This window comes from Streptomyces sp. WZ.A104, assembly GCF_002382885.1.
Classification (GTDB): domain Bacteria; phylum Actinomycetota; class Actinomycetes; order Streptomycetales; family Streptomycetaceae; genus Streptomyces.
Map to the genome: position 1 here is coordinate 1 of NZ_NWVL01000125.1, position 12,549 is coordinate 12,549.

Here is a 12,549-nt window from a genome sequence, read left to right on the forward strand (position 1 = left end):
GGCGACCAGGGTGGCGGCGACCAGGGTGGCGGCGACCAGGGTGGCGGCGACCAGGGCGGTGGCGACCAGGGCGGTGGCGACCAGGGCGGCACCGGTACCTCTGGTTCGGCCACGACCGGCGCCACCGGCTCCGCGACCGGTGGCGACGGCGGCGCCGGCACCTGCACCGTCGACCTCGACGGTGCCGAGTGCACGGACAACAACACCGACACCGACAGCGTCGGCAACCAGCCCGTCGAGCAGAGCAAGGGCAAGGAAGAGCTCGCCGAAACCGGTGCGGGCGAGACCACCTTCCTGGTCATCGGTGCCGCGACGATGATCGCGGGCGGCATCGGCTTCCGCATCCTGCCGCGGCTGGTCGGCGGCGGTCGTACGGTCGCCTAGGACCCGTACGAGCCCGTACGGAGCTCCGTAACGAGCCAGTGGGACCCCCGTACACGGCGCTGTACAGCATGACGAAGGGCCCGGAAGGAGTGGTTCACTCCTTCCGGGCCCTTCCGGCGTCAGGCCCGCTCAGACGGGCGTACGCACACGTTTACGAGCCCCGGACGGGCCGGGCAGGCGCGGCGGGCCGGATCAGGCCGCTTGGTGCGCCAGCAGTGCGAGGGCGGTCAGCAGCACCACCATCAGGGCGATCAGCATGACGGGGCTCATCCCGGCCAGCGGGCCCTGGCCCTGCTCCTCCAGCATCTGCTGCCGCACGGCACGGCAGACGCGGCAGCGACCCTCGCTCACGGGCGCCGCGCAGTTCGCGCACACCAGTCGGTCATAGGTCATGCGCATTCCTCCTCCCGCGCGGCGGAGCCGCTTGCTTGCGTTCTCTCCGCACAACGCTCAGGGAAACGCAACCGTTCCCCCCACCACTGTGCCAGCTCGCGCCGTTTTCGGCGCGGCCCGCCGGACAAGGGCCGGTCCGCCCCGATGCGTTCCGGGCGGTCATTCGCCATAAATCGCCCATTGTCGGACGCCGCCTGCACGCGTGAGCCCGGTTCGCGTATGGTCACGCTCACCTACTCCCGGCCGACCGTGGTGCATCCGTGATCCGATTCGACAACGTCTCCAAGACCTACCCGAAGCAGACCCGACCGGCTCTGCGCGATGTCTCGCTGGACATCGAGAAGGGTGAGTTCGTCTTCCTGGTGGGCTCCTCCGGCTCCGGCAAGTCGACCTTCATGCGGCTGATCCTGCGCGAGGAGCGCGCCAGCACGGGCATGGTCCATGTGCTCGGCAAGGATCTCGCGCGGCTGTCCAACTGGAAGGTGCCGCAGATGCGCCGCCAGCTGGGGACGGTCTTCCAGGACTTCCGTCTGCTGCCGAACAAGACGGTCGCCGAGAACGTGGCCTTCGCGCAGGAGGTCATCGGCAAGCCCCGCGGCGAGATCCGCAAGGCGGTGCCCCAGGTGCTCGACCTCGTCGGCCTCGGCGGCAAGGAGGAGCGGATGCCCGGAGAGCTCTCCGGTGGTGAGCAGCAGCGCGTGGCCATCGCCCGCGCCTTCGTGAACCGCCCCATGCTGCTGATCGCGGACGAGCCGACCGGCAACCTCGACCCGCAGACCTCCGTGGGCATCATGAAGCTGCTGGACCGGATCAACCGGACCGGCACCACCGTGATCATGGCGACCCACGACCAGAACATCGTCGACCAGATGCGCAAGCGCGTCATCGAGCTCGAACAGGGCCGTCTCGTACGCGACCAGGCGCGCGGCGTCTACGGCTACCAGCACTGACCGGGGGCCCTCGGGCCCCCGCGCATTTCGAGCATCGAGCACTGCACTGAAAGGACGCCATGCGCGCCCAGTTCGTCCTGTCGGAGATCGGCGTCGGTCTCCGCCGCAACCTCACGATGACCTTCGCGGTCGTGGTCTCCGTCGCCCTCTCGCTCGCCCTGTTCGGCGGTGCGCTGCTGATGCGCGAGCAGGTCAGCACGATGAAGGACTACTGGTACGACAAGGTCAACGTCTCCATCTTCCTCTGCAACAAGAACGACGCCAAGGACATGCCCAAGTGTGCCAAGGGCGCTGTCACCAAGGAGCAGAAGGACCAGATCAAGGCCGATCTGGAGAAGATGGACGCCGTCCAGAAGCCCGTTCACTTCGAGACGGCCGACGAGGCGTACAAGCACTACCAGGAGCAGTTCGGCGACTCCCCGATGGCGGGCAACATCACGCCCGACCAGATGCAGGAGTCGTTCCGCGTCAAGCTCAAGGACCCGCAGAAGTACAAGGTCGTCGCCACGGCCTTCGCGGGACGGGACGGGGTGCAGTCCGTCCAGGACCAGCGGTCCATCCTGGACAACCTCTTCGAGCTGATGAACGGCATGAACGTCGTCGCGATCTACGTGATGATCCTCATGCTGGTCATCGCGCTGATCCTGATCGTCAACACCGTGCGCGTCTCCGCGTTCAGCAGGAGACGTGAGACGGGCATCATGCGCCTGGTGGGAGCCTCCGGCTTCTACATCCAGGCCCCCTTCATCATGGAGGCGGCCGTCGCCGGTCTGATCGGCGGCGTGCTGGCCTGCGCGATGCTGCTCGGCGGCCGGTACTTCCTCATCGACGGCGGCCTCGCGCTCCAGGAGAAGCTGAACCTGATCAACTTCATCGGCTGGGACGCGGTCCTCACCAAGCTCCCGCTGGTGCTCGCGATCGGCCTCCTGATGCCGGCCGTTGCGGCTCTCTTCGCGCTCCGCAAGTACCTGAAGGTGTGACATGTGCCCCTGGGGCGCACGGGCAAGTACCCGTCCGCCCCAGGAGGCTTGTCCTAGACTCGGCGCCATGTCGGGTTGTACGCACCGCTTCGGGCCCCGCGGCCTTTGCCGCGGGGCGGCCCTGACATTGGTCTTCGGGTGCGTGCTCGCCACCGCCGCGGCGACCGGTTCGCTGCCGCAGGAGCCCGATGCCGCCCCCGGCCCGCGGACCCGGGCCGTCTCCTCGACCGTCGCCCCGGTCGACCGCGACGAGATCGAGGACGCCGCCGCCGACGCGCAGGCCGACGGGAAGTCCGTGAAGGACGCCGCCGAGGAGGTCGTCAGCCGCAGCGGGGACCGCTGGGGCGCGGTGTACGACCAGCGGGAGTACGAGGAGTTCGAGCAGGCCCTGGACGGCTCGTACACCGGTGTCGGGCTCTCCGCCCGACGGACGGACGACGGGGCCGTCAGCGTCTCCCGCGTCCAGCCCGGCGGCCCCGCCGACCGGGCCGGTATCCGCGCCGGTGACCTGCTGCGCACCCTGGACGGCCGCCGTATCGACAGACGCCCCGTCGCCGAGGTCGTCGCGTTACTCCGCGGTGACGGTACGGGAGCGGCCGCGGGAAGCCGGGTGGAGCTCGGGCTCGTACGGGACGGGCGGAGCTGGACCAGGACCCTGGAGCGGGCCCGGCTGACCACCGAGGCGGTCACCGTGCGGAGGCTGGGCGCGGAGCCCTCCTCGGCGGTCCTCATCAAGGTCGCCGCCTTCACCAAGGGCGCCGGGGCCAAGGTCCGGGACGCGGTCCGGTCCGCACCCGAGGGGGCCGGGATACTGCTCGACCTGCGCGCCAACTCCGGCGGTCTCGTCGCCGAGGCCGTCGTCGCCGCCTCCGCCTTCCTGGACGGCGGCCTGGTCGCCACGTACGACGTACGCGGGGAGCAGCGCGCCCTGCACGCCGATCCGGGCGGCGACACGGACCGGCCGGTCGTCGTCCTCGTCGACGGCGGCACGATGAGCGCCGCCGAGCTGCTGACCGGGGCCCTCCAGGACCGGGGCCGCGCGGTCACTGTCGGTACGCCCACCTTCGGCAAGGGCTCCGTACAGATGCCCAGCAAGCTTCCCGGCGGCTCGGTGGCCGAGCTGACCGTGGGCCACTACCGCACCCCGGGCGGCCACAACGTCGACGGCCGGGGCATCACCCCCGACCTCGTGGTGCACGAGCGGGCCCAGCAGCGGGCCGAGACGGTATTGAGTGGCCTCGGGGGTGGGTCGTAGTGCGAAAATGACCGCACTATGGCGAAGGAAAAAGACACCGGGCGCAAGATGATCGCGCAGAACAAGAAGGCGCGGCACGACTACACCATCATCGACACCTACGAGTGCGGTCTCGTCCTCATGGGGACGGAGGTCAAGTCGCTGCGCATGGGGCGGGCCTCCCTGGTCGACGGGTTCGTCCAGATCGACGACCACGAGGCGTGGCTCCACAACATCCACGTCCCCGAGTACGTCCAGGGAACCTGGACCAACCACGCGGCCAAGCGGAAGCGCAAGCTGCTGCTGCACCGGGCCGAGATCGACAAGCTGGCGTCGAAGTCGCAGGAGACGGGCCACACGATCGTGCCGCTCGCGCTGTACTTCAAGGACGGCCGGGTCAAGGTCGAGATCGCGCTCGCGAAGGGCAAGAAGGAGTACGACAAGCGCCAGACGCTCCGCGAGAAGCAGGACACGCGGGAGACGAACCGCGCCATCGCGGCGGCCCGCCGGCGCCAGCGCAGCGCCTGACCGGGCCGTGGGCGGGAATACGGTGGCATCGTCCCGCGTTGGTCACGTACGATGGGCCACGCACCTCAGCGAAGGTGCGCGGATTGAAAAATCAACATGGGGATGATCGGTTTCGACAGCGGATGTCGAAGCAGGGGAAGCGAGTCGAGGAAGCGGCAATGATCTCGTAAACCATATGTCGCAAACAATAATCGCCAATTCCAAGCGCGATTCCTCCGCCTTCGCCCTCGCTGCCTAATTAGCAGCTAGCGAAGACTCTGCGGAGTGTCAGCCCGGGGGTGATCCCGACCCGGATCCTGGCATCAACTAGGGATCTAAACTTCTCGGCCCGGCCACGGGGCCGAGGAGGAAATCAAACAGTGGCTGAGCCTGTCGGAGGCTTGTTCGCGTGACCTCCGGGGCCGAGAAAAGCGCAGCGAACTGCACTCGGAGAAGCCCTGGTTCCGCACCGTTGGACGCGGGTTCGATTCCCGCCATCTCCACCACCCCATGTAAGCCTCCGCCCCGCGAGTTCACTCGCGGGGCGGAGGCTTTTCCCATGTCCGGACGTCTCCCGTGCCCAGGTGTGTCCCAGGGAGGGACGGGTCAGGGTTCCAGTACGGGGTCGGCGAGAGCGGCGATGCCTTTGCAGTCGCCGGACGCGGTGTCGAGGGTGACGCGCAGCCGCAGTACGCCGTCGACCGGTACGTCGAAGGCCCGCTCCTTGCCCAGGGACAGGGCTCCGGACTCCAGGATCTTTCCGTCGCCCAGGAACGTCACCTTTCCTTCCGACTGGGGGGAGTCGTCCGTGATGCCGCCGATGAACCGGAGGGAGGACCAGGCGCGTTCCAGGTTGTACTCGGTGACCTTGATCCCGTGGCACGGCAGGCGCGTGGTCATCGCCGTCTCGAATTCCCGGGTGTTCAGGACGGACGGTTCGGTGTCCCACGAGGAGCCGTCCACCGGCGTCAGCGCCGTCAAGGACCGAGGTTCTCCCGCGGTGGGTTCCGAAGAGTCCGAAGAGGGTGACGCGTCCGGGGTGCCGGACGGGTCGGCCGTCGGTGTCCCGGGCGATTCCGACGGGGTGCCGGGCTCGGTGCTCGGCTCTGCCGCAGGGCTCTCGGTGGCCGTACGGGTCACCTCCGGGCCCTTGCCGGAGGCGGTGCCGCCGTCGTCGTCGCCGGAGGCCAGCCGGGAGCCCAGGACCGCGCCGACCACCAGCAGCGTCACGGCAGCCGCCGCGCCCAGCGGCAGCAGGTACTTCCGGCGGGGGCGCCCGGGGGCAGGCGCTGCCACGGCCGTCGGCGGTTGCGTCGGTGATCCCGGTGGTGCCGCTGGTGCCGGTGGTGTCTGCGGGGCGACGTAATGCGGGCGCGCGGAGGAAGCGGACCCGGGCGACGCGGCCCCGGGCAACGCGCCACCCGGCGGCGGGGACGTGGGCGGCGGAGGAGCGGTGACCGTGCGCGCGCGGGACGTCGTCGCCACCACCGCGGGGCGCAACTGCCGCACCCAACCGGTCAGGGACTCCGGTCTGCGGCCGGGGTCGGCCTCGTACAGCGCGAGCAGGGCGGTCCGCTGCTCGGGCGGCAGGCCGGTGACCTCCGGCAGCGCGGTGAACCGCTCGCGCAGCTGCTCCGGCGTCGCGGGCGGGGTCTCGCCGCTGAGCAGGAAGTAGGCGAGGGCACCGAATGCGTACCGGTCGGCGGCCGGGGACCGTACGCCCTCGTGGACCTCGGGAGCCGCGAATCCAGGGGTGAACCAGACCTCGGCCGTGCGGTGTTCGGGGGCGAGCTTGCTCAGCCCGAAGTCGACCAGGGTGGCCTGGCCGTCGGAGTCGACCATCACATTGCCGGGGGAGAGATCGCCGTGCACCACCACGCGGCCCGACGGGGTGGCGCTGCCCGAGTGCAGCCGGTCCAGCACCTCGGCCAGCTGCTCCAGACAGCGCACGGCCTCGCGCCGCTCGTCGGGCGTCTCCAGGGTGCGTTCGGCCCGCCAGTCCCGCAGGTCCAGGCCCTCCACGTGGTTCATCACCAGGTAGAGGCAGCGGCCGGTGCTCTCCGCGGCCCGGCCCGGCGGGTGCGGGGGCGGGCCCTCGAAGTGTTCCCGTACGCCGATCACCCCGACCCGGTGCACGAAGCGGAGCAGCTCCGCCTGGTCGCTCCACGCGGCGCTGATCCGGGCGAAGCCCTCGGCCGTCATGGTGGAGCGGGTGTCCAGGACCTTCACCACGACGGGCTCGGCCTCTCCGGACAGCTCCAGGTCGGCCAGGTAGAGCACCGCCTCGCCGCCGCGGCCGATGGAACGCCGCAGCCGGTACCGGTCCGGAGCCGAGTCAGGTCCGACGCGCAGACCTCCGGTCGTGGTCGCCATACGAGAAGTCCCCCCGGGTACGCGTGAACAGCGGCCGGGCCAGCCTCTCCCAGCGATCTGGCCAGGTCAACTCCTGTTCGGTGCGGTGGGCTTGGCGGCGCGGATCGTGGCGGACGGCCGGGGCGTCCGGTGAACCGCGGGACGCCCGCCGCCGCCCGCGCCGCGAGCTGAAGCCCCCCGCCCAGTGGTACCGGGCCACCGGCTGCGGGCGGCGCCGGCCGGAGTGACTCGGGCTCTGACCCCGCGGCCCGCCGCACCGGCGAGGGCGATGGCCAGCGCGAGGGCCGCCGCGCACACCGGGGCCGCGTAGCCGGAGGCCGTCCCCGCATGCTCCACCAGCCATCCGCCGGCCGCTGCCCCGGCCGCGACCCCGCCCAGCAGCGCGGTCACCGAGAGCGTCATGCCCTCGTTCAACTGCTCCTGGCGCGTGGCCCGTTGGACCAGCGTCATGCCCGTCACCATGGTGGGGGCCGTTGCCGCGCCCGCGAGCAGCAGGCAGAGCGCCAGGACGGGCAGGGACGCCGACGCGGCGGCGGCCAGCAGCGGCAGGGACATCAGCGCCGTCATCCCGGCCAGACAGACCACCAGCCGGAGGTGGACGTTCCGGGCGGGTCGCAGCGCACCGTAGACCAGGCCCGCCGCCCCCGAGCCCGCTGCCTGGAGCGCCAGGATCGCGCCCCCGGCATGCGCGATGGAGACCACCTCCAGCGCCCCGAACACCGCACCCGTGGCGAGGAAGACCGCCAGCAGCGCGGGCATCCCGGGGGTGCGCAGGGGGGAGGACACCGCCCTCGCGCGCGGGGCGACCGGCGGTTCCGTGGCGCGCTGGGCGGTGAAGACCAGGACGCCGGTCATCAGGAGCAGCGCCCCCGCCAGGGTGCCCGCCTCCGGGAACAGCGCCCCGCAGAGCGTCGCGGCGAGGACCGGGCCCAGCATGAAGCACAGCTCGTCGGCGGACTGCTCGAAGGAGTTCGCGGTGTGCAGGGCCGCCGGATCGCCCCGGTGCAGACGCGCCCAGCGGGCCCTGGCCATCCCGCCGGTGTTGGGGGTGGTGGCGGTCGCGGCGTACGCGGCGAAGAGGGTCCAGGCCGGGGCGTCGTGGTGTACGCACAGCACCAGGGCCAGCGAACCGAGCACGGCGATCGCGGTGGCGGGCACAGCGGCCCGCGCCTGCCCGAAGCGGTCCACGAGCCGGGCGGTGAACGGCGCGACGAGGGCCGTAGCGGCCAGCCCGGTCGCGGTCACCGCCCCGGCCAGGGCGTACGACCCGCGGGACCCGGCGATCATGATGACCGCGCTGACACCGAGCATCCCCATGGGCAGCCGGGCGATCAGGCTGCCCGCCGTGAACGCGCGGGCCCCGGGGGTCGCCAGCAGTCGGAGATACGGGTTCGGCGGCCGCCGTCCCACGCGCTCCGGCGCGGCGCGCGGGGCCGCGATCAGATGGCCGCCCGCGACCGTGAGCAGGGGAGTGGGGGAGGGTGCGGGCCGGGCCGCCCGGAGCGGCCGGGCGGCAGGGGGTGCGGCAGGGCGTATCGGCATACGGCCAGACTCGCCCTGGCCCGCCGCCCGGGTCCAACACCTTCTCCGGGCCGATTCACGCAGAGGTGTTGTGAGTGGTCTCCCGCGCTGTAGATTCGCCGCGTGCCCGCCCCCGACACCGACCCCCGACTCCTGCGCGCCTTCCTCGCCGTCGCCGAGGAGCTGCACTTCACCCGCGCCGCCGCCCGTCTCTTCGTGGCGCAGCAGGCGCTGAGCCGGGACATCCGGCGGCTGGAGCGCGAACTCGGTACGGAGCTGTTCGTCCGTACCACGCGTCAGGTCGCCCTCACCCCGGACGGCGAGCGCCTCCTCCCGTACGCCCGCCGGGTCCTCGACGCGCACGCCGAGCTCACCGGGGCCTTCAGCGGTTCGTCCGCCCGGCCGCTGCTCGTCGACCTGAACAGTGAGGGGGCGACCGCCGCCCGGGTGCTGGAGCGGGCCCGGGAGCTGGTTCCGGAGTGCGAGCTGATGGCCCGCTTCGAGTCCGGGCTGACCTGGGCCGCCGCCGAGATCCTGGCCGGCCGGCTCGACGCCTCCTTCGGCCGGGCCGCCGGACTGCGCCCCGCGGTGCTCGCGCAGCTGTCCGTACAGCCGGTGCGGTACGAGCCGATGGCCCTGATGCTCCCGGTCTCCCACCCCCTCGCGGGCCGGGAGGCCATCGCCCTGTCCGAGCTGTCCGGAGAGACCGTCTACGCGGGGGCGGGCAACGAGCGGACGCTGGAGTGGACCGACCTCGCCGCACAGCTGTTCGCCGCCTGGGGCATCGTGCTGGCCCCGCCCATCCCGCTCGCCGTGGGCGTGGCCGAATTTCAACGGGTGATGTCGAAAGCCGGTCACCCTGTGCTCGCCGTTGTCGATTTCCCGACGCTGCCGGGAACGGTGCTGCGCCCGCTCGTCGATCCGGTTCCGCTTTCGCCGGTGGCCCTGGTCTGGCGCAAGGGGCTCCAACACCCGGGGGTGGACGCCCTGCGCAACGCTACTGACCAGTTGGCACAAGCCCAGGGGTGGATGGTGCCACCGCCCGGCTCCTGGCTTCCCGAGGAGGATCTGTCACTGATGCGCAACTGTTCCTGATCAACTCCGCTCAGGGACACTTGGGCGTCAATGCCGTGCGCTACATTCATCGTCCGAGTGGATGAACGTCAGGGTGCGCGGACAGGTGGGGGCCCAGTCCGAAAGTAGAGAACCAGTCAATTCCGTGCGCCTGATTCTTGAGTGGGGGTTGGGCTTCAGCCGTGGACAACTGGCGCGAGGGCATGAGAACCGGGCACACGCACGAGCCCAACGACGCGACGATCCAGCTCGACGGGCTGGGGCGTCAACTCGCCGAGCTGCCCGGTGAACCCGTCCCGCCGGACAGTTCCGAAGGACCGGTCTTCGTCGACGAGAGCGGCCGCCGCGGCAAGACCTTCCGACGCCTCGGCTGGGCCCTCGCCACGGTCTGCGTCGCCTACGCCGTCACCCTCGTCTTCGCCGTCCTCGGCGGCAGCTCCAGCGCCCCCTGGCTGCCCCTGTCCGAGCCCAAGGAGGAGGCGAAGGCGGAGGAGGCCGAGGCGGACCCCGTGCCCGGCGACGCCGCCGACCCGTCCGGCGGCGCACCGGAGGCCACCCCCGGCGCCTCCGGTCCGGCAGCCCCGGAGCCCGGTACCCCCGGCAGCGCGGCCCCCTCGGCCACCTCCGTCGTCGTGCCCGCCGGATCGACGGGCAGCCCCTCCGTCTCCGCCCCGGCAGCGCCGCCCAGCGGCACCGGGGGCGGCGGGGCCACGGAGCCGGCCCCCGCGACCTCGGCCGCCAAGCCGCCGGACGAGCCTTTGCCGCCGTCCCCCGAGCCCGAACCGGAGCCACCCGCTCCGACGAGCGGCCCCACCGAGACTCCCGAACCCCCGGTGCAAGAAGAGAGCGCCCCGTAAATGAACTCCCCCGCCCCGCGGGGCAGGTACGACCGGCCGAAGCGGGCCGCGCGGAAGCGGAAGCCGAGCCGGAGCCGGCTCAGGCTCCCCATGCGCTACCTCCTGCCCTCGACCCTGCTCGTCGCCCTGCTCGTGATGCTGATGCTGCGCGGTTACGTCCACAACGAGTTCCAGGCCGACCACCGCGTACGGCCGCCCGCGCCCACCACCCAGGTGCCGGAGGAGGTCCTCGGCGGCGGGCCCGTCATCGACGCCCGCGCGGGCGTCCCCAGGACACTGCGCATACCCGACAACCGGATCGTCCTGACCTTCGACGACGGGCCGGACCCGGTGTGGACGCCGAAGGTGCTCGACAAGCTGAAGGAGTACGACGCGCACGCCGTCTTCTTCGTCGCCGGGAACATGGCCGCACGCCACCCGGACCTGGTCCGGCGGATGGTCGACGAGGGCCACGAGATCGGCCTGCACACCTTCGGGCACCCCGACCTGTCCTACCAGACCTCCGAGCGCATCGACCGGGAGCTCTCCCAGAACCAGCTGGCGCTGGCGGGCGCCGCCGGAATCCGGAGCTCGCTGTTCCGGCCGCCGTACTCCTCGTTCTCGTACGCCATGGACAACAAGTCCTGGCCGGTCACCGAGTACATCGGCGGCCGCGGCTACCTCACGGTCGTCAACGACACCGACAGCGAGGACTGGAAGCGCCCCGGAGTCCGCGCCATCGTGGAACGGGCCACGCCGAAGGACGGCGAAGGAGCCATCGTCCTGCTGCACGACTCCGGCGGCGACCGCTCCCAGACCGTGGCCGCGCTGGACCGCCTGCTGCCGGACCTGAAGAAGAAGGGCTACACCTTCACCCGGCTCACCACCGCCCTCGACGCCCCCAGCGCGCACACCCCGGTCACCGGGTTCGCGCTGTGGAAGGGCAAGGCGTTCGTCTCCGCCGTCGCCGTCTCCGAGCGGATCACCGGCGTCCTGGTCGTCGGGCTCGCCGTCATCGGCGTCCTGGTCCTGGCCCGCTTCGGGCTGATGCTGCTGCTGTCCTTCGCCCACGCCCGCAAGGTCCGCCGCAAGGGCTTCCGCTGGGGCGACCCCCTCATGCGCCCGGTCTCCGTCCTCGTGCCCGCGTACAACGAACGCGAGTGCATCGAGGCGACGGTCCGCTCGCTGGTCGCCAGTGACCACCCCATCGAGGTCATCGTCATCGACGACGGCTCCACCGACGGCACCGCCGACCTCGTCGAAGCGATGCGGCTGCCCCGCGTACGGGTCGTGCGCCAGCAGAACGCGGGCAAACCGGCCGCCCTCAACAACGGTATCCGGCACGCCCGTTACGACATCGTCGTGATGATGGACGGCGACACCGTGTTTGAACCGTCCACCGTCCGCGAGCTGGTCCAGCCCTTCGCCGACCCCCGGGTCGGAGCCGTCGCGGGCAACGCCAAAGTCGGCAACCGCGACTCCCTGATCGGCGCCTGGCAGCACATCGAGTACGTGATGGGCTTCAACCTGGACCGCCGGATGTACGACGTACTCGGCTGCATGCCCACCATCCCCGGAGCCGTCGGCGCGTTCCGCCGCGAAGCCCTGGAGCGGGTCGGCGGGATGAGCGAGGACACCCTCGCCGAGGACACCGACGTCACCATGGCCCTGCACCGGGACGGCTGGCGTGTCGTCTACGCGGAGAACGCCCGCGCCTGGACCGAGGCGCCGGAGTCCGTGCAGCAGCTGTGGTCCCAGCGCTACCGGTGGTCGTACGGCACGATGCAGGCCATCTGGAAGCACCGCCGCGCGGTGATCGAACGCGGGCCCTCGGGCCGCTTCGGCCGGGTCGGGCTGCCGTTCGTCTCCCTGTTCATGGTCGTCGCCCCGCTGCTGGCGCCCCTGATCGACGTGTTCCTGCTGTACGGACTGGTCTTCGGGCCGACCGCGAAGACCGTGGCCGCGTGGTTCGGGGTGCTGGTGGTGCAGGCGGTCTGCGCGGCGTACGCGTTCCGGCTGGACAAGGAACGCATGGTGCACCTGATCTCGCTGCCGCTCCAGCAGATCCTCTACCGCCAGCTCATGTACGTGGTGCTGCTCCAGTCGTGGATCACCGCGCTCACCGGTGGCCGGCTGCGCTGGCAGAAGCTGCGCCGTACGGGGGCGGTGGAGGCGCCCGGCGGCACATCCACCCGGCCCCCGCAGCGTGCCGCGGCCGGGTCCGGCGGCGGGAACGGTACGGGCCGGAGGCCGCACGCATGACCGCGCCGCCCCGGCCCACGGCCGCCGCCGGGCCC

General features: G+C 71.5%; 10 protein-coding genes, 1 other RNA gene and 1 pseudogene. 9 read left to right on the forward strand and 3 right to left on the reverse strand.

Going from position 1 to position 12,549, the window contains the following annotated elements:
- Positions 1–384 (forward strand): annotated as a pseudogene (locus CIB93_RS35645) (hypothetical protein); the annotation flags it as partial.
- Positions 385–576: 192 nt separating this feature from the next.
- Here CIB93_RS35645 and CIB93_RS35650 read toward each other — a convergent pair.
- Complete coding sequence (locus tag CIB93_RS35650) at positions 577–777, reverse strand: hypothetical protein (protein ID WP_030589144.1); 201 nt, start codon at positions 775–777, stop codon at positions 577–579.
- A 260-nt stretch (positions 778–1,037) separates the two neighbouring features.
- Between CIB93_RS35650 and ftsE the strand changes: the two genes are divergently transcribed.
- The 5 genes from ftsE (at position 1,038) to ssrA (ending at position 4,954) form a co-directional block, all read left to right on the forward strand.
- Entirely contained in the window at positions 1,038–1,727 is a 690-nt protein-coding gene (ftsE, locus tag CIB93_RS35655; RefSeq protein ID WP_003968787.1) for a cell division ATP-binding protein FtsE, read from the forward strand.
- A gap of 59 nt (positions 1,728–1,786) precedes the next feature.
- Complete coding sequence (gene ftsX / locus CIB93_RS35660; RefSeq protein ID WP_096632941.1) at positions 1,787–2,707, forward strand: permease-like cell division protein FtsX; 921 nt, start codon at positions 1,787–1,789, stop codon at positions 2,705–2,707.
- Positions 2,708–2,774: 67 nt separating this feature from the next.
- Positions 2,775–3,962 carry a S41 family peptidase gene (locus CIB93_RS35665; protein ID WP_096632942.1) on the forward strand — a complete coding sequence of 396 codons (1,188 nt, stop codon included), beginning with the start codon at positions 2,775–2,777 and terminating at the stop codon, positions 3,960–3,962.
- Positions 3,963–3,980: 18 nt separating this feature from the next.
- Positions 3,981–4,469 (forward strand): SsrA-binding protein SmpB, encoded by a 489-nt coding sequence (gene smpB, locus CIB93_RS35670; protein WP_096632943.1) that lies wholly within the window; start codon positions 3,981–3,983, stop codon positions 4,467–4,469.
- Between the two features lie 98 nt (positions 4,470–4,567).
- Positions 4,568–4,954: a transfer-messenger RNA gene (gene ssrA, locus CIB93_RS35675) on the forward strand.
- Positions 4,955–5,054: 100 nt separating this feature from the next.
- Here ssrA and CIB93_RS35680 read toward each other — a convergent pair.
- Together CIB93_RS35680 and CIB93_RS35685 are read right to left on the reverse strand one after the other, a co-directional pair.
- Positions 5,055–6,821, reverse strand: a complete 1,767-nt coding sequence (locus CIB93_RS35680) for a protein kinase (RefSeq protein WP_096632944.1) — start codon at positions 6,819–6,821, stop codon at positions 5,055–5,057.
- Positions 6,822–6,887: 66 nt separating this feature from the next.
- Positions 6,888–8,363 (reverse strand): MFS transporter, encoded by a 1,476-nt coding sequence (locus CIB93_RS35685; RefSeq protein WP_257002516.1) that lies wholly within the window; start codon positions 8,361–8,363, stop codon positions 6,888–6,890.
- Between the two features lie 102 nt (positions 8,364–8,465).
- Between CIB93_RS35685 and CIB93_RS35690 the strand changes: the two genes are divergently transcribed.
- From CIB93_RS35690 to CIB93_RS35700, 3 genes are all read left to right on the forward strand, one after another.
- A complete protein-coding gene (locus CIB93_RS35690) occupies positions 8,466–9,437 on the forward strand; it encodes a LysR family transcriptional regulator (protein ID WP_096632945.1) in 972 nt (323 codons plus the stop codon).
- Positions 9,438–9,598: 161 nt separating this feature from the next.
- Positions 9,599–10,273, forward strand: a complete 675-nt coding sequence (locus CIB93_RS35695; protein WP_096632946.1) for a hypothetical protein — start codon at positions 9,599–9,601, stop codon at positions 10,271–10,273.
- On the forward strand, positions 10,274–12,514 hold the full coding sequence (locus CIB93_RS35700) for a glycosyltransferase (RefSeq protein ID WP_096632947.1): 2,241 nt from the start codon (positions 10,274–10,276) through the stop codon (positions 12,512–12,514).
- The last annotated feature ends 35 nt before the right edge of the window (positions 12,515–12,549 follow it).

Excerpts from the sequence above, each read along its gene's own strand:
- CIB93_RS35685 (WP_257002516.1), bottom strand. The coding sequence starts at position 8,363 with ATGCCGATACGCCCTGCCGCACCCCCTGCCGCCCGGCCGCTCCGGGCG.
- CIB93_RS35680 (WP_096632944.1), bottom strand. The coding sequence starts at position 6,821 with ATGGCGACCACGACCGGAGGTCTGCGCGTCGGACCTGACTCGGCTCCG.
- smpB (WP_096632943.1), top strand. The coding sequence starts at position 3,981 with ATGGCGAAGGAAAAAGACACCGGGCGCAAGATGATCGCGCAGAACAAG.
- CIB93_RS35700 (WP_096632947.1), top strand. The coding sequence starts at position 10,274 with ATGAACTCCCCCGCCCCGCGGGGCAGGTACGACCGGCCGAAGCGGGCC.
- CIB93_RS35650 (WP_030589144.1), bottom strand. The coding sequence starts at position 777 with ATGACCTATGACCGACTGGTGTGCGCGAACTGCGCGGCGCCCGTGAGC.
- CIB93_RS35665 (WP_096632942.1), top strand. The coding sequence starts at position 2,775 with ATGTCGGGTTGTACGCACCGCTTCGGGCCCCGCGGCCTTTGCCGCGGG.
- ftsX (WP_096632941.1), top strand. The coding sequence starts at position 1,787 with ATGCGCGCCCAGTTCGTCCTGTCGGAGATCGGCGTCGGTCTCCGCCGC.